The 25724-nt window shown below is 70.1% G+C and carries 23 protein-coding genes; 17 read left to right on the plus strand and 6 right to left on the minus strand.

The features are described from left to right. Positions 1–742, plus strand: a 742-nt coding sequence (locus tag ACF08M_RS36640; RefSeq protein WP_392189619.1) for an amidase family protein, incomplete at its 5' end; no start/stop codon positions are given. Between the two features lie 47 nt (positions 743–789). Here ACF08M_RS36640 and ACF08M_RS36645 read toward each other — a convergent pair. After that, on the minus strand, positions 790–1791 hold the full coding sequence (locus tag ACF08M_RS36645; RefSeq protein ID WP_392189620.1) for an aldo/keto reductase: 1002 nt from the start codon (positions 1789–1791) through the stop codon (positions 790–792). A 118-nt stretch (positions 1792–1909) separates the two neighbouring features. Here ACF08M_RS36645 and ACF08M_RS36650 point away from each other — a divergent pair, with 118 nt between their 5' ends. Next, entirely contained in the window at positions 1910–2800 is an 891-nt protein-coding gene (locus tag ACF08M_RS36650; RefSeq protein WP_392189621.1) for a LysR family transcriptional regulator, read from the plus strand. Positions 2801–3032: 232 nt separating this feature from the next. Here the strand turns inward: ACF08M_RS36650 and ACF08M_RS36655 are convergent, their stop codons facing one another. The 3 genes from ACF08M_RS36655 to ACF08M_RS36665 all read right to left on the minus strand — a co-directional run bounded on the left by ACF08M_RS36655 (position 3033) and on the right by ACF08M_RS36665 (position 7102). After that, a complete protein-coding gene (locus tag ACF08M_RS36655; protein ID WP_392189622.1) occupies positions 3033–3821 on the minus strand; it encodes a hypothetical protein in 789 nt (262 codons plus the stop codon). Between the two features lie 202 nt (positions 3822–4023). Beyond that, positions 4024–6471 (minus strand): MFS transporter, encoded by a 2448-nt coding sequence (locus ACF08M_RS36660; protein WP_392189623.1) that lies wholly within the window; start codon positions 6469–6471, stop codon positions 4024–4026. A 187-nt stretch (positions 6472–6658) separates the two neighbouring features. Then, on the minus strand, positions 6659–7102 hold the full coding sequence (locus tag ACF08M_RS36665; RefSeq protein ID WP_392189624.1) for an SRPBCC family protein: 444 nt from the start codon (positions 7100–7102) through the stop codon (positions 6659–6661). A 99-nt stretch (positions 7103–7201) separates the two neighbouring features. On the opposite strand from ACF08M_RS36665, the gene ACF08M_RS36670 reads away from it, so the two are divergent. Together ACF08M_RS36670 and ACF08M_RS36675 are read left to right on the plus strand one after the other, a co-directional pair. Beyond that, positions 7202–7501, plus strand: a complete 300-nt coding sequence (locus ACF08M_RS36670; RefSeq protein ID WP_392189625.1) for a helix-turn-helix domain-containing protein — start codon at positions 7202–7204, stop codon at positions 7499–7501. Next, positions 7498–9102, plus strand: coding sequence for an alpha/beta hydrolase (locus ACF08M_RS36675; RefSeq protein ID WP_392189626.1), 1605 nt, complete (start codon positions 7498–7500; stop codon positions 9100–9102). Before ACF08M_RS36670 ends, ACF08M_RS36675 begins: the two co-directional genes overlap by 4 nt. A 145-nt stretch (positions 9103–9247) precedes the next feature. On the opposite strand, the gene ACF08M_RS36680 is transcribed toward ACF08M_RS36675, so the two are convergent. Then, on the minus strand, positions 9248–9820 hold the full coding sequence (locus ACF08M_RS36680; RefSeq protein WP_392189627.1) for an adenylosuccinate lyase: 573 nt from the start codon (positions 9818–9820) through the stop codon (positions 9248–9250). 355 nt (positions 9821–10175) lie between these two features. Here ACF08M_RS36680 and ACF08M_RS36685 point away from each other — a divergent pair, with 355 nt between their 5' ends. From ACF08M_RS36685 to pssA, 10 genes are all read left to right on the plus strand, one after another. Continuing rightward, positions 10176–11957, plus strand: a complete 1782-nt coding sequence (locus ACF08M_RS36685; RefSeq protein ID WP_392189628.1) for a 3-hydroxyacyl-CoA dehydrogenase family protein — start codon at positions 10176–10178, stop codon at positions 11955–11957. A 91-nt stretch (positions 11958–12048) separates the two neighbouring features. After that, positions 12049–12864 (plus strand): TetR family transcriptional regulator, encoded by an 816-nt coding sequence (locus ACF08M_RS36690; protein ID WP_392189629.1) that lies wholly within the window; start codon positions 12049–12051, stop codon positions 12862–12864. A 92-nt stretch (positions 12865–12956) separates the two neighbouring features. Next, positions 12957–13754, plus strand: a complete 798-nt coding sequence (locus tag ACF08M_RS36695; RefSeq protein ID WP_392189630.1) for a GNAT family N-acetyltransferase — start codon at positions 12957–12959, stop codon at positions 13752–13754. 358 nt (positions 13755–14112) lie between these two features. After that, a complete protein-coding gene (gene ccrA, locus ACF08M_RS36700; RefSeq protein ID WP_392189631.1) occupies positions 14113–15450 on the plus strand; it encodes a crotonyl-CoA carboxylase/reductase in 1338 nt (445 codons plus the stop codon). Position 15451: 1 nt separating this feature from the next. After that, positions 15452–17464: a protein meaA gene (locus tag ACF08M_RS36705; protein ID WP_392189632.1), complete on the plus strand. Its 2013-nt coding sequence runs from the start codon at positions 15452–15454 to the stop codon at positions 17462–17464. After that, positions 17461–18426, plus strand: a complete 966-nt coding sequence (locus tag ACF08M_RS36710; protein WP_392189633.1) for an HpcH/HpaI aldolase/citrate lyase family protein — start codon at positions 17461–17463, stop codon at positions 18424–18426. The genes ACF08M_RS36705 and ACF08M_RS36710 overlap by 4 nt, the downstream gene beginning before the upstream one ends. A gap of 2 nt (positions 18427–18428) precedes the next feature. After that, positions 18429–18956 (plus strand): MaoC family dehydratase, encoded by a 528-nt coding sequence (locus ACF08M_RS36715; RefSeq protein ID WP_392189634.1) that lies wholly within the window; start codon positions 18429–18431, stop codon positions 18954–18956. A 2-nt stretch (positions 18957–18958) separates the two neighbouring features. After that, positions 18959–20164: an acyl-CoA dehydrogenase family protein gene (locus tag ACF08M_RS36720; RefSeq protein ID WP_392189635.1), complete on the plus strand. Its 1206-nt coding sequence runs from the start codon at positions 18959–18961 to the stop codon at positions 20162–20164. Between the two features lie 181 nt (positions 20165–20345). Beyond that, positions 20346–20993, plus strand: coding sequence for a phosphatidylserine decarboxylase (locus ACF08M_RS36725; RefSeq protein WP_392189636.1), 648 nt, complete (start codon positions 20346–20348; stop codon positions 20991–20993). Next, positions 20980–21837 carry a CDP-diacylglycerol--serine O-phosphatidyltransferase gene (gene pssA / locus ACF08M_RS36730; protein ID WP_392189637.1) on the plus strand — a complete coding sequence of 286 codons (858 nt, stop codon included), beginning with the start codon at positions 20980–20982 and terminating at the stop codon, positions 21835–21837. The genes ACF08M_RS36725 and pssA overlap by 14 nt, the downstream gene beginning before the upstream one ends. A 114-nt stretch (positions 21838–21951) precedes the next feature. On the opposite strand, the gene ACF08M_RS36735 is transcribed toward pssA, so the two are convergent. Next, entirely contained in the window at positions 21952–22989 is a 1038-nt protein-coding gene (locus ACF08M_RS36735) for a zinc-binding alcohol dehydrogenase family protein (protein WP_392189638.1), read from the minus strand. A 150-nt stretch (positions 22990–23139) separates the two neighbouring features. On the opposite strand from ACF08M_RS36735, the gene ACF08M_RS36740 reads away from it, so the two are divergent. The 3 genes from ACF08M_RS36740 to ACF08M_RS36750 all read left to right on the plus strand — a co-directional run bounded on the left by ACF08M_RS36740 (position 23140) and on the right by ACF08M_RS36750 (position 25656). Continuing rightward, a complete protein-coding gene (locus ACF08M_RS36740) occupies positions 23140–23973 on the plus strand; it encodes a PP2C family protein-serine/threonine phosphatase (RefSeq protein ID WP_392189639.1) in 834 nt (277 codons plus the stop codon). A gap of 168 nt (positions 23974–24141) precedes the next feature. Further along, positions 24142–25032, plus strand: a complete 891-nt coding sequence (locus ACF08M_RS36745; RefSeq protein WP_392189660.1) for an MASE1 domain-containing protein — start codon at positions 24142–24144, stop codon at positions 25030–25032. A gap of 129 nt (positions 25033–25161) precedes the next feature. Further along, positions 25162–25656: an SRPBCC family protein gene (locus ACF08M_RS36750; protein WP_392189640.1), complete on the plus strand. Its 495-nt coding sequence runs from the start codon at positions 25162–25164 to the stop codon at positions 25654–25656. Positions 25657–25724: the final 68 nt, after the last annotated feature.

Here is a 25724-nt window from a genome sequence, read left to right on the forward strand (position 1 = left end):
GAGTCCCGAACACCCACCGTCACCCTCGCCCCATGAACGGGACCCACACCCCCAAAACCGACAGCGCGGGATTGACGAACGACATAGAGGCACCCTCCCCCGGCTGCGGGTGGCGCTCGCGCAGGGCTCGGTCTCGGGAGCGCCGGTGGACGCCGAGGTCGCCGCCGCCGCCGAACTCACCGCCCGCACGCTGGCCGGACTCGGCCATATCGTCTTCACCCGGGACCAGAAGCCGGACCCCGAGCTCACCGAGGGCTTCCAGGTGATGTTCACCGCGCTGGTCGGCTCCAGGACCACGGCGTTCGACGAGGCGGCCCTGCGCCCGATCGTCCGCCATCTCCGGGCCCGGTCACAGCAGTTGACCTCGGGCGAGCTGGCCGCCTCGATCGGTGTGGTCCAGGCCCGCGCGCGGGCCTGGACCCTCGACTACGCGGACGCCGACATCGTCATCACCCCGACCGTGACGACCCCGCCGACGCTCATCGGCCAGCTCCGCGACGACGCCGATCCGGCGGCGGAGCTGGCCGCGATGACCGCCTTCACGGGCAACACCGTCATCGGGAACGCCACCGGGTTCCCGGCCATCAGCCTTCCGCTGGGCTGGAGTTCCGAGGGCCTGCCGCTCGGGGTCTCGCTCACGGCCGGATGGGGCCGCGAGGACCTCCTCCTCGGTGTGTCGGCGGCCCTGGAAGAGGCCCTGCCCTGGGCCCACCGCTACGCCGGCCGGAGGGAAACCCCCTGAATGCACCGGACCCGACGGCGCCCTGGATGGCGGGGGCGCCGGACGGCTCAGCCGGCGTCCGGGCCCTGGAGGATCTCTTCGATCCGGACCAGCTCCTCCTCGCCGAACGCCAGATTCCGCACCGCCTCGACGCTGTTCTCCAGCTGGGCGACGCTGCTCGCCCCGACCACGGCGGAGGTGATCCGGCCGCCGCGCAGCACCCACGCGAGCGCCATCTGTGCCAGGGACTGCCCGCGCGCGGAAGCCACCTCGTCGAGCGCCCGCAACCGTTCCACCAGCTCCAAAGTGACCGAATCGGGCGTCAGGAAGGGGCTGTCGCCCGCCGCGCGCGAGCCTGCCGGGATGCCGTGCAGATAGCGGTCGGAGAGGATGCCCTGCTCCAGCGGCGAGTAGGCGATCGAGCCGGTGCCCAGCTCGTCCAGCGCCGTCAGCAGGCCGTCCTCGACCCGGCGGTCCAGCATCGAGTAGCGCGGCTGGTGGATGAGGAGCGGGGTGCCCAGCTCCTTGAGGATCCGGGCGGCCTCCCGGGTCTGCTCCGGCGAGTAGTTGGAGATACCGACGTAGAGCGCCTTGCCCTGCCGTACCGCCGAGTCGAGCGCCCTCATCGTCTCTTCGAGCGGCGTACCGGGGTCCGGACGGTGGGAGTAGAAGATGTCGACGTATTCGAGGCCGAGCCTGGCGAGGCTCCGGTCCAGCGACGCGAGCAGACTCTTCCTGGACCCCCACTCCCCGTACGGGCCGTCCCACATCAGGTAGCCCGCCTTGGTCGAGATGACGAGCTCGTCGCGGAGCCGGGCGAAGTCCGACCTCAGCGCGCGCCCCATCGTGGTCTCGGCGGCGCCGGGCGGCGGTCCGTAGTTGTTGGCGAGGTCGAAGTGGGTGATGCCGAGATCGAAGGCCCGGCGCAGGATCTGCCCCTGGGTCTCCGGCGTCCGGTCTCCGCCGAAGTTGTGCCACAGGCCGAGGGAGAGCGCGGGCAGCAGCAGTCCGCTGCGGCCGGTGCGCCGGTAGGGCATGGCCTGGTAACGGTCGGCGGACGGGAGGTACATGCGGACTCCACGGGAGGTCAGGGGGGACGGGGCGGTGCGCGGGGTCCAGGTTCGCCCACAACGATCCAGCAGTCCAACAGAAGATTCTGCTGGGATTCAGCGACTACGTTGCTCAATCATGGAACTCCGCCAGCTGGAACACTTCGTCGCCGTCGCCGAGGAACAGCACTTCACTCGTGCCGCCGAGCGCCTGGCCGTGTCGCAGTCCGGGCTGTCCGCCTCCGTCCGGGCCCTGGAGCAGGAGCTCCGGACCCCGCTCTTCAGCCGCACCACACGCAGCGTGCGGCTGACCGAAGCCGGCCGCGCCCTGCTGGTGGAGGCCGAGCGCACGCTGGCGGGGGCACGCGCGGCGAGGGATGCCGTCGACGCGGTTCGGGGGCTGCTGCGCGGCACATTGTCGGTGGGCGTCGAACAGTGCGTGGCCGGGGTGGGTCTGCCGCGGCTGCTGGCGGCCTTTCACCGCAAGCACCCGCTCATGGAGATCCGGCTCCGTCAGGAGGGCACCACGAGCCTGGTCGACGGGGTGGCCGGCGGGCGGCTCGACGTGGCCTTCGCCGCGACCGTCGATCCCGACGCATGGCGGGGCGAGCTCATCCCGCTGGCGCGCGAGCCGATGGTCGTCCTCTGCGCCCCGGGGCACCGGTTCGCGTCGGCGGACCACGTCGCGTGGGGTGAGCTGCCCGGCGAGTCCTTCATCGACTTCCATCCGGACTGGGGACCGCGCCGGGCGGCGGACGGGGCGTTCACCGAGGCAGGGGCGCGGCGCACGGTGGGGCTGGAGGTGAATGACGTGCACAGTCTGCTGGAACTGGTGCACGAGGGGCTGGGGATCGCACTGGTCCCGCACCACTTCTCCCGCAAACCCGAAGCCCGCGGGCTGGTGGCGGTGGAGCTCGAAGGGCCCCGGCAGCCGTTCTACGAGAGTGTGGTGGTGCTCCCGGCGGCCCGGGCCATGAGCCCGGGCGCGCGGGAACTGATGGCGCTGCTCCGGCATGACGGCGGGACCTGAGGACGGGCGCGGCCGGTCCGTACGAAGGGCCCTCGCCGCCAGTCCCCCACGGGTGCGGTGGCCAGGACGAACCAGCGGGCGCGCGGGTCGACGCGGAAGGCGACGCCGCCGACACCGACAGGAGCACCGGCGGGCAGATGCGTACCGGCGAAGTCGGTGAAGCGAGGTAAGGCGGCGCTGGTGACCTCACGGATGGTGTGTTCCAGGTCGAGGGAGGCGCCGATGCGGCCGCTCACCTCGTTGAGGAATTCCAGCCGCTCGCGGACCGCCGCGTACTCGAGGTCGAGTTCCGGGCGGGGGACGGCGAGCGGGGCATGCGATCCGTGTCCTCGCTCCGCGGGGTCGCGGCCGGGCGGCGGGAGGCGTGTCGCGGCGCTCCCCGGTCGGGGATGGCCGGGACCTGGTCGCAGTGACTGAACTCCAGTACGGGGTAGCCGAGTTCCCGTACCTGGGAGACGATTCCGGTCGCCTCGTGGACGCTCATGCCGGGCAGGATCCCGGGCAGCCGGTCGGCCAGCTCCCGGTAGCCGGGGAAGTCGGTGTGCAGCGCGAAACCGGGGACGATCGTCCCGGTGTCCGGGCCCTCGCGCCGGTCACCGTCACGGAGCCGTCCGGCGTCCGCGGCAAGCACGAGCAACCGCCCGGTACCCGGACCGACCAGCGGGTAGGCCCACCACAGGACGTCGATCCTGCCGTCCCCGGGTTCGCCGACCCGGGCCCGGCCCGCCACCGGGCAGGCGACGGCCCCACTGGGCGAATCGTCGGGATCGGGGCCGAATTCGCTGCGGCCCCCGTCGTCCTCGATCCCGCCCGGCTGCCGCAACGCCCCCGACACCGGGAGGAGTTCACCGGCCGGGCAGCCGACCGCCCGGTGTCTGCCGAGGCCGAAGAGCCGTCTCGCACCGGTCGACCAGTGCGAGACGAGCCCGTCCGCGTCGACCACCACCACGGCCAGCGGCACATGGCCCGCCGCAGCTCCGCGCGGCTGTGGTGTCCTCTGCGGCGACACACCGAGATCCATGGGCGGAAGGCTCCTTCCCCACCGCGACGTTCTGCGGTACGTGACTTCACGGTAAGGCCCCGTGTCGGGCGTCCGCCGGGCATCGGCGGAATCGCCTCGGGGGGTGGTGCGCCCGGCGCACCCGACCGCGCACGGAACGGCCCCGCGCGGTGCACCGGCCGGCCGGCGAAGCCACTGGCCGGCCCGCCGTTCCGCGGAACGGTCAGTCCTCGTGCCCGAGTTGGAGGTCGCGTTCGGTCCTTCCGCCGCCCGCGACCTGGAGGACGGTGGCCACCGGCGGATACCCGGCGGCGATCACCGTGTACTCGCCGGTGGACAGGTCCACGAACCGGAACGCGCCGTCGGGCCCGGTGGTCAGCGTGTCGACGACATTGCCCGCCGCGTCCAGGAGCGTGACCCGGGCGTCCTCGACGGGCCGGCCACCGCTCGCCCGCACAACACCACGCAGCACCGCACCACCGGCGAGCTCGATGTCCTGCCGCGTCTCCCTGGCGGCCTGTACGCTCACCGGCAGCGCGGCCGGCCGGAAGGCGGGGGCGCTGGCGGCGAGGGTGTACTCGCCGGCCACCAACTCCGTGATCACATAGCCGCCTTCGCGGCCGCTGCGGGTGGACGCGACGACTTCGCCGCGCACATCGGTGAGGGTGACGGCGGCGTCCCGCACCGGGATGCCGTCGGCGGTGACGACGGTTCCCGCGAGACGCCCGGCACCGCCGAGCACCACATCGAGCTCGATGGGCCGTTCGCCCACAGTGACGCTGACGGCCTGCGGCTGGTGGCCGCCCGCCGCGGCGATGAGGACGTACGAGCCGGCGCCGGGCACGCTCAGCGCGTACCGCCCGTCGTCCCCGCTCGCGCCCCGCCCGACCTGCTGCCCCTGGACGTCGATGAGGGTGAGGGCGGCCCGCGGCACCTTCGTACCGTCGGGGTGCTGGACGCTGCCGCACACCGGCACACCCGACAGATACACGGGCGGCGGCGCGGCGGCGGCACGGGCGGCGGGGATCGGTGGTGCGGACTCGGCGGCGGTTTCGGGGCTGTGGTGGGACACCAGCGGTTTCTCCTTGAGGAAGAAGGCGAGGAACAGGCCGAGCGCGAGCACCGGCACGAGGTAGAGGAAGATCCGCGGCATCGCGTCGGCGTACGCCTGGATATAACTGTCGCGCAGCGCGGGCTCCATGGCATGGACCAGCTGCGGGGTGATCGATTCGGGGTCGGGGAGGTCGGCGCCGGACGGCAGGCGGACGGCGAGCGCATCGGCGAGCCGGCCGGCGAAGAGTGTCCCGAAGACGGCGGCGCCGACGCTGCCGCCGATCTGGCGGAAGTAGTTGTTGGCACTGGTGGCGGTGCCGAGGTCGGAGGGCTGCACGGAGTTCTGCACCGCGAGCACCAGTACCGGCATGACCAGACCGATCCCGATGCCGAGCACGGCCTGCGCGATGCTGTATTCGAGGCGCGGGGTGCCGGTGTCCAGCCGGGAGAGCAGCCACATGCCGACCACCGAGAAGGCGCCGCCGAGAATGGGATGGGCGCGGTAGCGGCCGGTACGGGAGATCAGCTGGCCGGAGACGACGGACGCCACGACGATGCCGCCCATCATCGGGAGCATCAGCAGCCCGGACTCCGTCGCCGTGGCACCGTCGACCATCTGCAGGAAGGTCGGCAGATAGCTGGCGGCACCGAACAGCGCGACCCCGACGACCGCGCCGACCAGCGCGGTGACGTTGAAGATCGAGTCGCGGAACAGCCGCAGCGGGATGATCGGTTCGGCTGCCCGTTTCTCGACGACGAGGAACAGCAGGGCCGTTCCAACGGCCCCGGCGGCGAGCCCGAGGATGGTACGCGATCCCCAGGCGTACTCCGTACCGCCCCAGCTGGTCAGCAGCACCAGACAGGTGGAGGCGACCGTGAGCAGCAGCGCACCGACGATGTCGAGGCGGGGCCGGACGGTGGGCCGGGGGAGCTTCAGTACGACGGTGATGACGGCGAGGGTGATCAGGCCGAACGGGACGTTGATGTAGAAACACCAGCGCCAGGAGGCATGGTCGGTGAAGAAGCCGCCGAGCAGCGGACCGGCGACGGAGGCGAGGCCGAAGGCCGCCCCGATGAGCCCCATGAACCGGCCGCGTTCCCGAGGCGGTACGACATCCGCGATGATCGCCTGGACACCGATCATGAGTCCGCCGCCGCCGATGCCCTGGACGGCACGGAAGGCGATCAGTTCGTCCATGGTGCGGGACCAGCCGGCCAGCGCGGAGCCGATGACGAAGACGACGATCGCGAACTGGAAGACGCCCTTGCGGCCGAAGAGGTCGCCGAGCTTGCCGTAGACCGGCAGTCCGATGGTGGAGGCGAGGAGGTACGCGGTGACGGCCCAGGACATCTTCTCCAGGCCGTGCAGCTCACCGACGATCTTCGGCAGCGCGGTGGCGACGATCATCTGGTCGAGGGCCGCGAGCAGCAGCGTCAGCATCAGTCCGAGGAAGACCAGCCGGATGCGCCGGGGGCTGGTCTCCGGTACAGGGGACGGGGCGGAGGCGGCTTCCTCGGCGGGAAGCGGCGGGGATGGCGGAATCGGCAGTGTGGTCGCCGCCTCGGCCGCCCCCGTACCGCCCGGCTCGTCCTCCAACAGAGTGATCCCGCCCACCACGTGCCGCTCCCCTCGTCGCATCTGCGCCGCCCATTTCTCGCACCGGGCAACGAGCAACGGCAAACGCGACGGGGGCGCTGGCGGCGCACTCGGGGGGCTTAATCCCCCGGTGAGAGCCGCTACGGCGCACAACCGGCGGGCCGAGAAAACCACCCGAACCGGTGAGGCCGGTCAAGGGAGCGCAGGGCTACTTCTCGACCTCGGCGGCGAGGTTCTGCAGCAGTTCGTCGTAGATCCGGCCGAGCCCCTTGGGAGCGAAGGTCCGCTCGAAGAATCCGCCGATGCCGCCGGCGCCGTTCCAGACGGTGGACACGACCGCCTTCGACCTGCCCTCACCGGCCGGGGTGACGGTCCAGGTGGTGACCATCGAGGAGTTGCGGTCCTTCTCCACGAGCCGGCCGTCGGTGGGCTCGGTGACCTCCAGCAGACAGTCGCGCACCCGCTTGCTGGTGGCCTGGAGCTTCCAGTGGACGAGGGTTCCCTCGCCGTCACCGCCCTCACGCACCTCGTACTCGCTGAACTGTCCGGGCAGCACCCTGCCGCGGGTCTCCGCGTAATCGGCCAGCGCGTCGAACACCGTCTCCGCGTCCGCCGCGATGACTCGCTCTGTCGTGGCCTCGACCTGCGCCATGGCTGTTCCTCCAGCACTCGGTTTTCGGGGGTGTGCTGAGCCAACCACCTCCGGGACGCCGCTCAAAATCCGGGCCGGGACGAAGGGGAGAAAACGGAAGTGCGGCTGGACACAGGGATCACGGCGTGTGAGTTGGCCGTCCGCTGTGGGTGGAGCGGGTCCAAGTCGTCACGTACCGAGCAGGGGGAGACACTCCCTGGCGACGCTGACATTCGGGCCCGGTGCACAGCATGCGATGCCCCGGGGCAGGCAGCTGCCGGAGCGAGGCCTCGCGCACCCAGCGAGGGCAAATGGGTCAACTCTCGTCAGATCAGGTCTTCCGGGCGCGAATGTGGGGAGCATGCGGCGGGGGCTGCGCCACGCGCAGCCGCGTTTCCCCCACCACGGGAGGCCATATGACGAAACGTCCAGGAATTCTGTTCGCCGTCGGTGCGACGGTCGCCGGTCTGGTGACCGCCGTACCGCCCCCGGCGACTGCCGACTCCGGCGCGCATCGCGCCGCGGCCCAGCTCAGATGGACCGACTGCGGCACCGAGTCGTACCCGAGCCTGCAGTGCTCATCGGTCAGTACACCGCTCGATCATGACGACCCGTCGGGTCGGCGGATCACCCTCGCCCTGTCCCGCGTCCCGCACACCGCGAAGACCTTCCAGGGACCTCTGCTCGTCAACCCGGGCGGCCCCGGCGGCAGCGGCCTCTCGATGGCAGGGTTCGTCGCTTCCTCGCTGCCGAAGCGGGTTGCCGCGCAGTACGACGTGATCGGGTTCGACCCGCGGGGCGTCGGAAGGAGCGAACCCGCGCTGGACTGCGTACCGAACTACTTCGAGCCACTGCGTCCCGACTCGCTGCCGGGTTCGGCCGGTGTCGAGAAGGCCAATCTGAACCGGGCCCGCTCGTTCGCGAAGGCATGCGGGGAGAAGTACCCGGATCTGCTGCCCCACATGGACACCGTCAGCGCCGCCAAGGACCTCGACGTGATCCGCCGGGCGACCGGCTCCCGGCAGCTCAACTACTTCGGGTACTCCTACGGGACCTACCTCGGCGCGGTGTACGCCAAGCTGTTCCCGGACCGGGTACGGAGGCTGGTGCTCGACTCGAACGTCGACCCGGAGGGGATCTGGTACGACGACAACATCGGCCAGAACTACGCCTTCGACGCCCGCCACAAGGCGTTCGCCGCCTGGGTGGCGAAGCACGACACCACGTACGGGCTCGGCAGCGATCCCGTGGCGGTCGAGCGCGCCTGGTACGCGATGCGTGACGCCGTCGCGGCACACCCCGCGGGCGGCGAGGTCGGGGCGAGCGAGCTGGAGGACACCTTCCTGCCGGGCGGCTACTACAACGGCTACTGGCCCTACCTGGCCGAGGCGTTCGCCGCGTACGCGAACGACCACGACCAGGACGCGCTCGTGAAGGCGTACCGGAGATTCGGCGCGGTCGACGCGGAGGGCGACAACGGGTACTCGGTCTACTCGGCCGTGCAGTGCCGCGACGCCCCGTGGCCCCGCGAGTGGACCACCTGGCGCAACGACAGCTGGAACGTGCGGGCCAAGGCACCCTTCTTCGCCTGGAACAACACCTGGTACAACGCGCCCTGCGCCGACTGGCCGGTGGAACCGCTGAACCCGGTTCGGGTCTCGAACAGCAGCCTGCCGCCGGCGCTGCTCTTCCAGGCCACCGAGGACGCGGCCACGCCGTACGAGGGCGGTGTCACATTGCACCGCAAGCTGCGCGGCTCCAGCCTGGTGGTTGAGCAGGGCGGCGGCAATCACGGCATCACCCTGAGCGGCAACGACTGCCTGGACACCTACCTGGCCGACTACCTCGCCAAGGGCACGGTCCCGCGCGGCAAGGCCGGCCGGTCCGGCGCGGACGCGGTCTGCGCCAAGTCCCCCGACCCGAAGCCACTGACCGGCAGGGCGGCTACGAGGCCGCCCCGGGGAGCGGATTCCGGCAGCAGGGGTGGCATCCTGCACGGCCTGCTCGGCTTCCGCGGCTGAGAACCCGCCCACGGCCCCGGTCCGGGGTCGCGTGCGGGCCGCCCCGGTGCCCGCGCCCGGACGGCCCGCACGACGGTGGTGACCGGACGGCCGGGCCCGGCGTGACCGGTCGGCGCCGCCCCGGCCCGAGCGCGGCGCTCCCCCCTCACTCCCTCCGCAGCCGGTCGAGCGCGTCCCGTGCCGCTTCGCCCAGGCGGGGGTGGGGCAGTGCCGCCTCCAGGAGCGGGCGGGCCCGTTCGTCGCCCAGCTGTCCGAGCCCTTCCACGCAGGCGAGCGCCACCCTCCAGTGCGGATCGCCGGGGGCCAGGAGGTGTTCCAGGGTGGCCATCAGCGCCGGTACGGATTCCGGGGCCCGGAGCGCGGTGAGGAGCCGGACGGGGTGAAGGGCGTACGCGGTGCGCAGGGTGTTGGTCGCCAGGGCGGCGGCCGCCCGGGGGGTGCGGGGGTCCCCGAGGCGCGCCAGGGCGTGGGCGGCGGAGACACAGCGCTCCGGATCGCGGTGGTTGAGCAGCAGGACCAGCGCCTCGAAAGCCCGCCGGTCTCCGGCGCAGCCGAGCCGGAACGCGGCGATCTCCCGCGCCCAGAGCGGGCGTTCGCGTTCCACCAGGACGCGGGCCAGTTCCTCGTCGTCGTCGGTGGCGAGCAGCCTGCGGTACGCCGCCGACTCCCCCGCCTCGTCAGCAAGCCGGTCCGCCAGTGACCGGAACTCCTCGTCCATGACCGTCAGCGTATCGACGGGTACTCCGCGTATCGAGAGACGGGGTGGATGTGACATGGCACACGGCGACTCGGGGCTGGCGCGCTCGTTACCCACCGGTTAAGCTCATGTGAGCGGGACACACTCCCCGCCGGCTCCGGTGGCCTGGTGACGCAGCCACCCGGAGTGCTTGTCGGTTCGGCAGCTTTACGAGACGTGACTCCGGGACAGAGTCCGTCGCCCCTTCCCGGTCCGGGCGCGCCCCTTGCGCCTCGGCCCTGAGCCCCACGACATGCAAGTGCCGCACGCCTTGCGCCGGTTCACCCGGGCGCGCCGTGCCTTCTCACAGTCGTCACTCATTCTCTGGAGTCCCGTGATGGACACCCCGCTCAGCACCATCGCCGTCGTCGGTCTCGGCACCATGGGCACCGGCATCGCCGAGGTCCTCGCCCGCGCCGGCCACGAAGTCATCGGTATCGATATCAATGACGCGGCCGCCCGTCAGGCCGTCACCGCCCTGGAAACCGCGACCGCCCGCGCCGTGCGGCGCGGGCGGATCACGGAGGACGAACGGAGCGACGCCCTCGCCCGGTTCCGCACCTTCGGTGACCTCCGGGCCGCCGCGGAGGCGGAGCTCGTCATCGAGGTCGTGCCCGAGTCGTACGAGATCAAGCAGCAGGTCTTCCGGGATCTCGACGCGATCGTCTCCCCCACCGCGATCCTGGCGACCGGCACCAACGCTCTGTCGGTGACCCGGCTGGCCGCCGAGTCGCTGCGCCCCGAGCGCGTGCTCGGTCTGCACTTCTTCAATCCGGCGCCCGCGATGAAGCTGGTCGAGGTGGTCTCCTCGGTGCTGACCGCGCCGCCGTCCGTCGAGGCGGTCACCGCGCTCGCCCGCAGCCTGGGCAAGGAGCCCGTCGCGGTGGGCGACCGGCCCGGCTTCGTCGCCGACGGGCTGCTGTTCGGGTACCTCAATCAGGCCGCCGCGATGTACGAGGCGAACTACGCCTCCCGTGAGGACATCGACGCGGCGATGAAGCTGGGCTGCGGCCTGCCGATGGGCCCGCTCGCCCTGCTCGACCTGATCGGGATCGACACCGCCCGTATGGTCCTGGAGGCGATGTACTCCGCGTCGCACGACCGGCTGCACGCCCCGGCCCCCATCCTCGGGCAGCTCGGCGGGGCGGGGCTGACCGGCCGCAAGTCGGGCCGCGGCTTCTACACGTACGCGGAGCCCGGCAGCCGGACCGTGGTGCCGGACGCGCTCACCCCGCGGGACGGTTCCTCGGCGGTCGCGGGACGCACGGTGCGGTCGGTGGGTGTCGCCGGCTCGGGAACGATGGCCTCGGGCATCGCCGAGGTCTTCGCGAAGGCCGGCTACGACGTGCTGCTCGTCGCCCGCAGCCAGGAGAAGGCGGATGCGGCGAAGGGCCGGATCGCCACGTCGCTGGAACGCTCCGTCACCAAGGGGCGGCTGACGGCCGGGGCGCGGGACGAGGCCCTGGCCCGGATCACCGCGACCGATTCGCCGGACGCCTTCGCCGATGTCGATCTCGCGGTCGAGGCGGTCGCCGAGGATCTGGCGGTCAAGCAGCAGTTGTTCGGGACGCTGGACAAGGTCTGCAAGCCGGGTGCGGTGCTCGCCACCACCACCTCGTCATTGCCGGTCGTGGCGATCGCACGGGCCACCTCGCGCCCGCAGGACGTCGTCGGAATGCACTTCTTCAACCCGGCGCCCGCGATGAAGCTGGTCGAGGTGGTCCGTACGGTGCTCACCGCGGACGATGTCCACGCCACCGTCCGCGAGGTGTGCGTCAAGGTCCGCAAGCACCCGGTGGACTGCGGGGACCGGGCCGGCTTCATCGTGAACGCGCTGCTGTTCCCGTACCTCAACAACGCGATCAAGATGGTCGAGGAGCACTACGCGAGCCTCGACGACATCGACGCCGCGATGAAGCTGGGCGGCGGCTACCCGATGGGCCCGTTCGAGCTCCTCGACGTCGTCGGGCTCGATGTCTCGCTCGCCATCGAGAAGGTGCTGCACAGCGAGTTCCGTGACCCGGGCCTGGCCCCGGCGCCGCTGCTGGAGCATCTGGTGGCCGCCGGCTGCCTCGGCCGCAAGACGGGGCGCGGCTTCCGCGAACATGTCCGGCGCTGAACCGGGAGACGGGTGGGGAGGGCTGCTCGATCCGTCGGGCGGCCCTCCCCCGCGGGCGCGTTCTGCCGCACCGATGCAGTACGTTCACACCATGTCCCAGCCCGCCAGGTCCCCCCGTGTCTCCGCCGCGCCCGATGCCCAGGAGAGTGCCGCAGGCACCCGCGCCGCCGCCCAACGGCTCAAAATGCGCCGCGAACTGGCCGCCGCGGCGATGGAACTCTTCGCCACGAAGGGGTACGAGGCGACGACGGTCGACGAGATCGCGGGCGCCGCGGGAGTCGCCCGGCGGACCTTCTTCCGGCACTTCCGCTCCAAGGAAGAGGCGATCTTCCCGGACCACGACGACACCCTCGTCAGGGCGGAGGCCGTACTCAACGCGGCCCCCGCGCACGAGCACCCGCTCGACACCGTCTGCCGCGGCATCAAGGAAGTCATGAAGATGTACGCGGCCAAGCCCGCGGTCTCCGTGGCCCGCTACAAGCTGACCCGCGAGGTCCCCACATTGCGCGAGGCCGAAATCGCCTCGGTGGCCCGCTACGAGCGGCTGTTCACGCGCTATCTGCTGGGCCATTTCGATGAGCGCGACCACCATGTCGGCAACGACGACCCGTTGCTCGCCGAGGTCGCCGCGTCCGCCGTCGTCACCGCGCACAACCATGTGCTGCGCCGTTGGCTGCGGGCGGGCGGCGAGGGCGATGTGGAGGCCCAGCTCGACCACGCGTTCTCCATCGTCCGCGACACGTTCGGGACCGGCATCGGCGCGGGCCGGATCACGGGCGCCGAACCCCCGAAGCAGCCGGCCGCCTCGGTGACCTCCCAGGGCGAGGTGCTGGTCGCGGTGGCGCGGACGGACGCGCCGCTCGACGAGGTGATGCGCACGATCCAGCAGGCGCTCAAGGACCGCTGAGCGGGGACGGGGGCGGCGCGGCGCGGGAACGTCTCCCGGGCCGTGCCGGAAATCTGGTTGCCGCACCCGTGCCCCGGTGCTGTGGTGTGCGGATGAATCATGATCGCGCCGCGCTTCTGGCCCTTTTCGACCGCCGAATGCGCGAGCACGCCCGCCCCGACGGCCCCGGCGTCCGGGTCGAGCGCACCGCCGATGTCGTACGGCAGGTCGGCACGGCCGACGACTGGAACGGCGTCGTCTGGTCGGCCCCGGACCTGGATTCCGCAGGGGCGGACGCGGCGATCGCGGCACAGATCGCGCGCTACACGGCCCTCGGGCACGACGAGTTCGAGTGGAAGCTGTACGCCCACGACAGGCCGGCCGATCTGCCGGAGCGGCTTCTCGCCGCCGGTTTCGAGGCGGAGGAACCGGAGACCCTGCTGGTCGCCCCGGTGGCGGACCTCGCGATGACGGTGGAGCTCCCCGAGGGCATCCGGCTGCGCACCGTGAGCAACGCGGACGACGTGGAGCTGATGGCCCGCGCCCACGAACGGGCCTTCGGGTCGGACTGGTCACGGCTGCGGCATCAGGTGACGGTCAGGCTGGCCGAGGACCCGGACGGCTTCGTCGGCATCCTTGCCATGGCGGGCGACGAGCCGGTGAGCTCGGCCAGGATGGAGCTGTACCCCGGCACCGGCTTCGTCGCGCTCTGGGGCGGCGGAACGGTCCAGGAGTGGCGCGGGAGGGGCATCTACCGGGCCCTGGTCGCCTTCCGTGCCCGGATCGCGGCGGAGCGCGGCTACGACTACCTTCAGGTAGACGCCTCCGACCAGAGCGGACCGATCCTCCGGCGACTCGGATTCCTCGCCCTGGGCACCACGACGCCCTACGTGTACCGGCCCTCGCGCTGACCACCCCCGACGGGACGGAACAGAACAAAACTCCCTCCCCCTTGCTCATGCGTGCCCAGCGGGTGACAAGTGAGAGAAATTGTTGGCACCGAGTGCCTTGCCAGGTGTCACGGAGTGCCATACGTTGAAGTTGTCCGGGCGGCCGGCGTGCCGAGACCTCACGTACGCCGGCTGTCCCCGCAAGCAATGGCCCGCGCGCCCGGACGCCTGCGTCACAGGCAATCCCTTCTGCTCCACAGAGCAAGCCGAAGCCCCACCAGCCGAACCGACGGCAGCACCTCCACACCACACAGCTCCCCGTCTGCTTGCAGGGACTCTCAAGCGTTCCCTCAGCGCCCCCATCCGCCGGAGGCACACCGTGAAGGAAATCCTGGACGCGATCCAATCGCAGGACAGTACGACCGCGGATTTCGCGGCCCTGTCCATCCCCGAGTCGTACCGCGCGGTGACCGTGCACAAGGACGAGACGGAGATGTTCGCGGGGCTCGACACCCGTGACAAGGACCCCCGCAAGTCGCTGCACCTCGACGAGGTTCCGGTCCCCGAACTCGGGCCCGGTGAGGCCCTGGTCGCCGTCATGGCGAGCTCGGTGAACTACAACTCCGTGTGGACCTCGGTCTTCGAGCCGATGGCCACTTTCGGCTTCCTGGAGCGCTACGGAAAGCTCAGCGAGCTCACCCGGCGCCACGACCTGCCGTACCACGTCATCGGCTCCGACCTCGCGGGCGTCGTGCTGCGCACCGGCCCCGGAGTCAACGCCTGGAAGCCCGGCGACGAGGTCGTCGCACACTGCCTCTCGGTCGAACTGGAGTCCTCGGACGGCCACAACGACACCATGCTCGACCCCGAGCAGCGCATCTGGGGCTTCGAGACCAACTTCGGCGGCCTCGCCGAGATCGCGCTGGTCAAGTCCAACCAGCTGATGCCCAAGCCGCAGCACCTCAGCTGGGAGGAGGCCGCCGCTCCCGGCCTGGTCAACTCCACCGCGTACCGCCAGCTCGTCTCGCGCAACGGCGCCGGTATGAAGCAGGGCGACAACGTGCTGATCTGGGGCGCGAGCGGTGGACTCGGCTCCTACGCCACCCAGTTCGCCCTGGCGGGTGGCGCCAACCCGATCTGCGTCGTCTCCAGCGACCAGAAGGCGGACATCTGCCGGAAGATGGGCGCCGAGGCGATCATCGACCGCAACGCCGAGGACTACAAGTTCTGGAAGGACGAGCACAACCAGGACCCGCGCGAGTGGAAGCGGTTCGGCAAGCGCATCCGTGAGCTCACCGGCGGCGAGGACGTCGACATCGTCTTCGAGCACCCGGGCCGCGAGACCTTCGGCGCCTCCGTCTACGTGACCCGCAAGGGCGGCACGATCGTCACCTGCGCCTCGACGTCCGGCTACCACCACGAGTACGACAACCGCTACCTGTGGATGTCCCTGAAGCGCATCATCGGCTCGCACTTCGCCAACTACCGCGAGGCCTGGGAGGCCAACCGGCTCGTCGCCAAGGGCAAGATCCACCCGACGCTCTCCAAGGTCTACTCGCTGGAGGACACCGGCCAGGCCGCGTACGACGTCCACCGCAACCTCCACCAGGGCAAGGTCGGCGTACTGGCGCTCGCCCCCCGCGAGGGCCTGGGCGTGCGCGACCAGGAGCTGCGCGAGAAGCACGTCGACGCCATCAACCGCTTCAGGGACGTCTGACATGAGCGGGCGTCAGAAGGACCGCCCGTGGCTCATGCGGACCTACGCGGGCCATTCGACCGCCGAGGCATCCAACGAGCTCTACCGGCGCAACCTCGCCAAGGGCCAGACGGGCCTGTCGGTCGCCTTCGACCTGCCGACGCAGACCGGGTACGACCCCGACCACATCCTCGCCCGCGGCGAGGTCGGCCGGGTCGGCGTGCCCGTCTCGCACCTCGGTGACATGCGACGGCTGTTCCAGGACATCCCCCTGGAACAGATGAACACCTCGATGACGATCAACGCCACCGCGATGTGGCTGCTGGCGCTCTATCAGGTGGTCGCCGAGGAGCAGGGCTCCGACCCCACGAAGCTCCAGGGCACCACGCAGAACGACATCGTCAAGGAGTACCTCTCACGCGGGACGCATGTTTTCCCGCCCGGTCCCTCGCTGCGGCTGACCACCGACATGATCACGTACACGGTCAGCCACATCCCGAAGTGGAACCCGATCAACATCTGCAGCTACCACCTGCAGGAGGCGGGAGCCACTCCGGTCCAGGAGATCGCGTACGCCATGTCGACGGCCATCGCGGTCCTGGACGCCGTACGGGACGGCGGCCAGGTGCCCGCGGAGAAGTTCGGCGACGTGGTCGCACGGATCTCCTTCTTCGTGAACGCGGGCGTCCGCTTCATCGAGGAGATGTGCAAGATGCGCGCCTTCGGCCGCATCTGGGACCGGATCACCCGTGAGCGGTACGGCGTCATGGATGCCAAGCAGCGCCGCTTCCGCTACGGCGTCCAGGTCAACTCGCTCGGCCTGACCGAGGCGCAGCCGGAGAACAACGTCCAGCGGATCGTCCTGGAGATGCTGGCCGTCACCCTGTCCAAGGACGCCCGCGCCCGGGCCGTCCAGCTGCCCGCCTGGAACGAGGCGCTGGGACTCCCCCGGCCGTGGGACCAGCAGTGGTCGCTCCGTATCCAGCAGGTGCTCGCGCACGAGAGCGATCTGCTGGAGTACGAGGACATCTTCGCCGGATCGCACGTCGTCGAGGCCAAGGTGGACGAGCTGGTCATCGATTCGCTCGCCGAGATCGACCGGATCCAGGAGATGGGCGGCGCCATGGCGGCCGTGGAGTCCGGCTACCTGAAGTCCGAGCTGGTCTCCTCGCACGCCGCCCGACGGGCCCGGATCGAGGGCGGCGAGGAGAAGATCGTCGGCGTCAACATCTACGAGACGACGGAACCGAACCCGCTCACCGCGGACCTCGACGCAGCGATCATGACGGTCGACCCCGCCAATGAGGCCAGGGTCGTCGCGGCCCTCCACGAGTGGCGGGACAACCGTGACGAGGCCCGTGCCACCGACGCGCTGGCCGCGCTGAAGAAGGCCGCCGCGGGCACCGGGAACATGATGGAAGCGACCGTGGAGTGCGCCCGCGCGGGTGTGACCACCGGCGAGTGGTCCTGGGCGCTGCGCGATGTCTTCGGCGAGTTCCGGGCTCCGACGGGCGTCTCGTCCGCCCCGGTCGCGGTGACCGCGGAGGCCGGCACACCGCTCGCCCTGGTCCGCGAGAAGGTCGCCCGCACCGCGGCCGACCTGGGCGCCGGACGGCTGCGGCTGCTGGTCGGCAAGCCGGGCCTGGACGGGCACTCCAACGGCGCCGAGCAGATCGCCGTACGGGCCCGTGACGCCGGTTTCGAGGTCGTCTACCAGGGGATCAGGCTGACCCCCGAACAGATCGTCTCGGCCGCCCTCGCCGAGGACGTGCACTGCGTCGGTCTGTCGATCCTGTCCGGTTCGCACGCCGAACTCGTCCCCGACGTACTCACCCGGCTGCGCGGGGCGGGCGCCGCCGACATCCCGGTGATCGCGGGCGGGATCATTCCGCCCGCCGATGCCACGGCCCTGGTCGGGGCCGGTGTCGCCGCCGTATTCACCCCGAAGGATTTCGGTATCACGGAGATCATCGGTCGTATCGTCGACGAGATCCGGAAAGCGAACAAGCTCGACCCTCTGGAGGTCCTCGCATGACCCAGCCCCCGAACCGCCTGCGTCCGCGCCGTTCCTGCCTGGCCGTACCCGGCTCGAATCCGCGGTTCCTGGAGAAGGCCCAGGGCCTCCCGGCCGATCAGGTCTTCCTCGACCTGGAGGACGCCTGCGCGCCGCTCGCCAAGGAGGGCGCACGGCACACCATCGTCGACGCGCTGAACAACGGCGACTGGACGGGCAAGACCCGGGTCGTGCGGGTCAACGACTGGACGACCCACTGGACGTACCGCGACGTCATCACGGTCGTCGAGGGCGCCGGCCAGAATCTCGACTGCATCATGCTGCCGAAGGTCCAGGACGCCCAGCAGGTCGTCGCCCTCGATCTGCTGCTGACCCAGATCGAGAAGACGATGGGATTCGAGGTCGGGAGGATCGGCATCGAGGCGCAGATCGAGAACGCCAAGGGCCTGGTGAACATCGACGACATCGCCGCCGCCTCGCCCCGCCTGGAGACCCTGATCTTCGGCCCGGCCGACTTCATGGCATCGATCAACATGAAGACCCTGGTCGTCGGTCAGCAGCCGCCCGGGTACGGCGCGGACGCATACCACTACATCCTGATGCGCATTCTGATGGCGGCCCGTACGCACGACCTCCAGGCGATCGACGGCCCCTTCCTGCAGATCCGTGACGTGGACGCGTACCGCGAGGTCGCGGGCCGTGCGGCGGCGCTGGGCTTCGACGGCAAGTGGGTGCTGCACCCCGGTCAGGTCGACGCGGCCAACGAGGTGTTCTCGCCCTCGCAGGAGGACTACGACCATGCCGAGCTGATCCTCGACGCGTACGAGTGGTGCACCTCCGAGGAGGGCGGCAAGAAGGGTTCGGCGATGCTGGGCGACGAGATGATCGACGAGGCGAGCCGCAAGATGGCGCTGGTCATCGCGGGCAAGGGCCGTGCGGCCGGCATGCAGCGCACCTCCAAGTTCGAAGCGCCGGAGGCCTGATCATGCAGTTCGGACGCACGTATGAGGAGTTCGAGGTCGGTGCAATCTACAAGCACTGGCCCGGGAAGACGGTCACGGAGTACGACGACCACCTTTTCTGTCTGCTGACCATGAATCACCATCCGCTGCACATGGACAGCAACTACGCGGAGAAGACGACCGACTTCGGAAAGAACGTTGTCGTAGGCAATTACATTTACTCGCTGCTTCTCGGCATGTCGGTTCCGGATGTCTCCGGAAAGGCCATCGCCAATCTTGAGGTCGAGTCGCTGAAGCATGTCGCGCCGACCTTCCACGGCGACACGATCTACGGCGAGACGACCGTTCTCGACAAGACTCCGTCAAAGTCCAGGGCGGACCGCGGAATCGTTTATGTGGAGACCAGGGGATACAAGCAGGACTCCACACTGGTCTGCGTGTTCCGCCGCAAGGTGATGGTCCCCACCGAGACGTACATCAAGGAGCGTGGCGGCGAGCAGCCCGGCCGCCCCGAGTTGAACCAGCCTTCGCAGAAGAACGTGGAGAAGTAGCCATGACGCGACTCGCGCAGACCGCCGGCCTCAACGACGTCCAGCAGGAAATCCTCTCCACGGTCCGGGATTTCGTCGACAAGGAGATCATTCCGGTCGCGACCCAATTGGAGCACCGTGACGAGTACCCGACCGAGATCGTCGAGGGGCTCAAGGAACTCGGCCTGTTCGGGCTGATGATCCCCGAGGAGTACGGGGGTCTGGGCGAGTCGCTTCTCACCTACGCGCTGTGCGTGGAGGAAATCGCCCGCGGCTGGATGAGCGTGTCGGGAATCATCAACACGCACTTCATCGTGGCGTACATGCTCAAGCAGCACGGCACCCAGGAGCAGAAGGACACGTTCCTGCCGCGGATGGCCCTGGGCGAGGTCCGGGGCGCCTTCTCGATGTCGGAGCCGGCGCTGGGCTCGGACGTCTCGGCGATTACCTCCAAGGGCGTCAGGGACGGCGAGGAGTACGTCCTGAACGGCCAGAAGATGTGGCTGACGAACGGCGGCACGTCCTCACTCGTCGCCGTCCTGTGCCGGAGTGACGAAGGCCACCCCGAGGGGACCGCCCCGCACAAGTCGATGACGACGTTCCTGGTGGAGAAGGAGCCCGGCTTCGGCGAGGTCCGGCCCGGGCTCACCATCCCCGGCAAAATTGACAAAATGGGCTACAAGGGCGTCGACACGACCGAACTCATCATGGACGGACTACGCATTCCGGCCAATCGGGTGCTCGGCTCCACGACCGGCCGAGGTTTTTACCAAATGATGGACGGCGTCGAGGTCGGCCGGGTAAATGTAGCCGCGCGTGGCTGCGGCGTCGCTCAACGTGCATTCGAGCTGGGCGTTTCCTACGCCCAGCAGCGCCAGACCTTCGGAAAGCCGATCGCTCAGCACCAGGCGATCCAGTTCAAACTGGCCGAAATGGCCACCAAGGTCGAGGCCGCCCATGCCATGATGGTAAATGCGGCACGCAAAAAGGACTCCGGGGAGCGAAATGACCTGGAGGCAGGGATGGCGAAGTACCTCGCCTCCGAGTACTGCAAGGAAGTCGTCGAGGACGCCTTCCGGATCCATGGCGGCTACGGCTTCTCCAAGGAGTACGAGATCGAGCGCCTCTACCGGGAGGCCCCGATGCTGTTGATCGGCGAAGGTACCGCCGAGATCCAGAAAATGATCATTGGGCGCCGACTCCTCGAGGAGTACCGGTTCCAGGGTTGATTGTCCCTTTCGAGGCGATTTAGCCGCGAAGAAGATCACACCCTGTCATCCTCGGCCGGTGCCTTCAAGCCGTCCGACTCGACTGCTGGCTTGCCCAGTTGCGGCCCGCAACCGATAGCATCGCCGGAAAAGCCGCCGTCCCCCGTTGCCAGCGCGGCATCATCCGCTACGAAGGTCATCCATGCCCGACAGCCAAATCTCTGCACCCCGCGGCGGAGTCCGCCTTGCGCGCGGAGCTTCGCCGTGGCTCCTGCCGACCGTCGCCACCGCGGCGCTCAGCCTCACCCGGGCCCGCAGGTCCGGACGCTGGGCGGCGGTGGCCGTGCCCACCACCGCGCTCGCGGCGGGCATGCTGTGGTTCTTCCGCGACCCCGAGCGCGAGATCGCCCAGGGCCGGGTCATCTCGCCGGCCGACGGCGTGGTGCAGAGCATCATGCCGTGGAAGGATGGGCGCACCCGTGTCGCGATCTTCATGAGCCCGTTGAATGTCCACGTCAACCGCGCGCCCCTGGCCGGCACGGTGACCTCGGTCGAGCACATCCCCGGTGGGTTCGTTCCGGCGTTCAACAAGGAGAGCGAGAACAACGAGCGCGTCGTCTGGCACTTCGACACCGAACTCGGCGACATCGAGATGGTGCAGATCGCGGGCGCCGTGGCACGTCGTATCGTCCCCTACATCCCGCAGGGCACGAAGGTGGAGCAGGGCGAGCGCATCGGGCTGATCCGCTTCGGCTCCCGGGTCGACATCTACCTTCCGGAAGGTATCGATGTGGCGGTCGAGGTCGGCCAGGCCACCACCGCGGGGGTGACTCGAATTGACCGTGATTGATCCTGACACTCAGGCCGGCTGGGTACCCGAGACGGAATCCGAGGAGGACGCCGGCGAGGACATGCCGCTCTCTCTGCGGCTGTCGATAGCGGACACTCTCACTCTCGGCAATGCCACGTGCGGCTTCATGGCGGTGTACTTCACCACTACCGGAATCCTCATCCCGCACCTCACCGGCAGCGACGAGAGCGGCATGGCCCGGCACTCCGCGGCCACCACCGTGATCCTCATGCTCCTGGCCGCGGTGTTCGACCTCTTCGACGGGCTGGTGGCGCGCAAGCTGCGCTCCTCGCCGATGGGTGCCGAACTGGACAACCTCTCCGACCTGATCAGCTTCGGGCTCGCCCCGGCGTACTTCGTCCTCGTGTACGGCATGGTCGCGGACGACGCACACCAGCGGGTGTCGGCGCTGGCGGCGATCGTGGTGCTGCTGGCGGTGGTGCTCAGGCTTGCCAGATTCTCCTGCGTGACCATGAAGGACGGCATGTTCCAGGGCATGCCGAGCCCCTTCGGGGCACTCACGGTCGTCTCGATCGTGCTGCTGGAGCTGCCCTTCGTGCCGACGCTGCTCGCGATCGTCGGAGTGGCGTGGCTGATGGTCAGCCGGGTCGAGTACCCGAAGCCGCGGGGGGTCCTCGCGGTGGCGATGCTCAGCTGGATCGTGGCCGCGATGGGGCTCCTCGCCGCGTGGGCGTTCGAGGCCCCCGGCGGCAAGCTGCTCCTCCAGACCGGCTGCGCGCTGCAGGTGGTCCTGGGAGCGGTCATCCCGCTCTTCGCGACGGCACGGCGGGTGAACACCTTCCGCGGCAACCGGCGCGATGCCCGGGCGGCCCAGCTGCCGTAGGGCCGGAACGACGGAACATATACGAGAGGCCCCGGGTGCTCCCCAGCACCCGGGGTCTCTCGCGTATCCGCCCACCCCGACCGCGGCACGCGGTCGGGGCCCCCACCGCGGCTCTCAGAGCCTGTCGGGTACGAGTACGGCGGCCCCGTTCACCCGGTCCGCCGCCAGGTCGGCCAGCGCCTGGTCGGCCCTGCTCAGCGGGTAGGGGCTCACAGTGACCCGGATGCCCACGCGCTCCGCCAGCGCGAGGAATTCGCGGCCGTCCTCGCGGGTGTTGGAGGTGACGCTGCGCAGACTGCGCTCCTGGAAGAGATGGCGCTGGTAGTTCAGCACGGGAATGTCCGAGAGATGGATTCCGGCGACGGCCAGCGTTCCGGAACGGTCCAGTGCCTCCAGCGCCACGGGCACCAGGTCGCCGACGGGCGCGAACAGGATGGCCGAGTCCAGAGGTTCCGGTGGGCGGTCGTAGGCGCCGCCGGCCGATGCGGCGCCCAGCTCCAGAGCGAGCGCGCGCGCCTGTGCCGAGCGGGTCAGCACATGAACGGTGGCGCCCTCGGCGAGGGCCACCTGGGCAGCCAGGTGGGCCGACGCCCCGAAGCCGTAGATCCCCAGCCGTCCGCCCTCCGGCAGCGCGCTGCGCCTGAGGGACCGGTATCCGATGATCCCCGCACACAGGAGAGGCGCGAGCCGGGCGGCATCCCGGTCGTCCGGGAGCCGGTAGGCGAACGCCTCCGGAACCAGCGCGGTGCCGGCGAAGCCGCCGTCCGCGTCCCAGCCCGTGTAGACGGACCGGGGGCAGAGGTTCTCCCGGCCGCCCCGGCAGTACCGGCAGCTCCCGCACGTGCCGCGCAGCCAGGCCCCACCCACCCGGTCGCCGATGCGGAAGAGGCCGGTCCCGTCGCCGAGAGCCGCCACCCGGCCGACGATCTCATGGCCCGGAACCGTGGAGGGACGGTGCGGAGGAAGATCGCCCTCGGCGAGATGGAGATCCGTGCGACAGACACCGCACGCCTCCACGTTCAGCAGAAGCTCTCCGGGACCGGGTACGGGCACGTCGCGCCGCACCCGCGCCAGGGGCCCGGTGCCGATCGGACCGGGTGTCTGGACGGCCCAGCCGGTCTGCTCGGCCGGGGCGGGCGCGGGAACAGCCACAGATCCAGCCTGCGACGGTGGAGGCGGAGAGGCAACCGGCATCGACCGTGCGCGCCCGGGTCCTCCTGCGCCTGCCGTCAGGAGGGCTAAGGTTTCAACAGGGACGCACTCGTATTTCACCAGGGGCCCACCCATAGGCGTAGGGACGTCATGCACCGGCACCACAGCGCACCGGAGAACACCCAGGAGCTCTTGGCCACCCTCGGGCGTCTGATCGACCAGGCGCTGGAGAGCATCAGGGTCCAGCAGGCCCGGGCGGATCTGGGCATGGCGCTGCAGCGGCACATGCTCCCGGCCGAACTGCCCGATTTCCCGGGGATCCGGATCGCGGCCCGGTACTCCCCCTCGCAGGACGGTCTGGCTGTCGGCGGGGACTTCTACGACGCGTTCCCGATGCGGGACGGGGTCGCCGGTATCGCCATCGGTGACGTGCAGGGGCACGGGGTGGAGGCGGCCGCCTTCATGGGTGAGGCCCGGGCCAGTCTCCGGGCCCTCGCCAGCGTCACGGTCGACCCCGGAGAGGTCCTGGCCTGCGCCAACGATCTGCTGATCTCTCTGGGCTGCGATCTGTTCACGACCTGTTGCCTGCTCAGTGTCGTCCCGGAGAGCGGTGAATTCTCCGTGGCCCGGGCCGGGCACATCCCGATCATCTGGGGCACCGACGGCGGCGACTCGGGCATCTCCCCCGATGCCGGTGGGGTGCCCCTGGGGATACTGCCCGACCAGCAGTACCCCGTGACCCGTCGGCGACTGGCCCGACCCGGGTATCTGGTCCTGGTGACGGACGGGGTCGTGGAAGGACCGGCCTACCCCATCGACGAGGGACTGGCCGCGGTGTCCGCGCTGGTCGGAGCGGCGGACGCGGCGGAACCCGGCGAGCTCGCCGCACGGGTGATCGAGGTGGCGGACCTGACCGGTCACACGGACGACGCCGCTGTCCTCGTCGTCCGCTACGAAGGTGTACCGGGCGCCGGCAGCCCTTAGCGGGACGCGCTTCGCTCGCTCGTTCGTCCGTCTCCGGGCACGGCTTCGGCACGGCTTCGGCGTGGCTTCGGCGTGCCAGAGCGGCCGGAGTGCCTCCGGTTGGTGTCTGATGCTGCTGTGGTGGACAGCGCACAGCTCAGGCGGCACACGGCCACGGCCCTTACACTCCTGGCGGTGGCCGTGTGCTACTACGCGACGGCCCGCCTGGGGCTGCTCCAGCAGCTGGTGCGCGGCCAGGTCACACCCTTGTGGCCGCCGACCGGGATCGCGGTCGCGGCGCTGCTCGTGTTCGGTCTGCGCATCTGGCCCGGGATCGCGCTCGGCGCCCTCGTCGCCAACGCGTCCATCGGGCCCTCCGCCCTACCCGTACTGATCATCGCGGCGGGGAACACCCTGGCCCCGGTCTGCTCCCGCCTGATGCTCCGCCGCATCGGCTTCCGCGACGATCTCGCCCTCTTGCGGGATGCGCTGGCGCTGGTCTTCCTCGGTGCCCTGGGCGGCATGCTGATCAGTGCGACCGTGGGCAGCGGCACCCTGGCCCTGTCGGGGGCGCTCCCGGCCGGTGGCTTCTGGCCGACCTGGTCGGTCTGGTGGACGGGCGACGCCATGGGCGTCATGGTCGTCACACCGTTCCTGCTCGCCCTCCGCAGGGCCCGCCGACCGCACGACGTCGGCCCGGCCAGATGGGCCGAGGCGGCCACGCTGGTGGCGTGCACAGTGACCGCCACCTTCCTGGCGACCGAAACCTCCCATGCCTCCCTCCTCTTCCTCGTGTTCCCCTGCCTGATCTGGGCCGCCTTCCGTTTCGGGCGGGGCGGCGCCGCGTGCTGCGCGCTGGGCGTGTCCGTGTTCGCGATCCTCGCCGCCGGGCGGATGACCGGCCCCTTCTCCCACCACGGTCTCCTCACCAACATGATCACGCTCCAGGCATTCAACGGAGCGGTCTCGCTCACCGCTCTGCTCCTCGCGGCGGTCATCACCGAACGAGAGCGCACATATCAGGAGATCAAGCGACTCTGTGCGCAACTCTCCGAGAAGGTGGCGCGCCGGGACCTCTGAATCACTCCATCGGTCGTGCGAGGCGTGCGCGAACCCGCGGTCCGCAGGAGGCTGAGGGGCGACGGCACCGCGACGAGGGCTACCGGACGCCGAGACATCGGGCGAACGGGCGCCGTAAGAGGTGGAGCCATGCCCCATGTGTCAGCGAATGTCCATGTGTCCCGCCCCGCCGACGAGATCTTCTCGTTCCTACGGGATCCGCGGAACCTGGCCGTGTGGTCATCGACCATAGATCACGTGATCGAAGGCCCGGTCACCACGGAACTCGGCGACGAATACACCTGCAAGTTCCCGGGCAGACGGCGGGCGCACCGCCTCACATGCACTGCGAGCACACCGGTCGAGTATCTGGCGTTCCGCGGCGGGTGCATGTGGACCCCGCTGGGTCGTCACTCGCCGGAACTCGAGTTCCGGCTGAGTCCCAGCCGGCGGGGGACGCTGGTCAGCGTATCGGTCAAGCCCCACCTGGACGGCGGCATGATCATCCTCGCCCCGTTCGTGACGATGGCGTGGCGTCGTGACCTGCCGTCGGAGCTGCGGTGCCTGGCGGAGCTGCTCGCCGAGGGGGATCGTCCTGACGCGGATACGAGTGGTGGTCCGGGGGCCGCGCCGTCGGTGGGGTGACGTGGCGGGGCGGGTGATGGGGTGACGTGGTGGAGGCGGGTGGTGGGGTGAGTTCCGCGTGCGCGGGG

This window comes from Streptomyces sp. NPDC015032 (assembly GCF_043080425.1).
Lineage (GTDB): Bacteria > Actinomycetota > Actinomycetes > Streptomycetales > Streptomycetaceae > Streptomyces.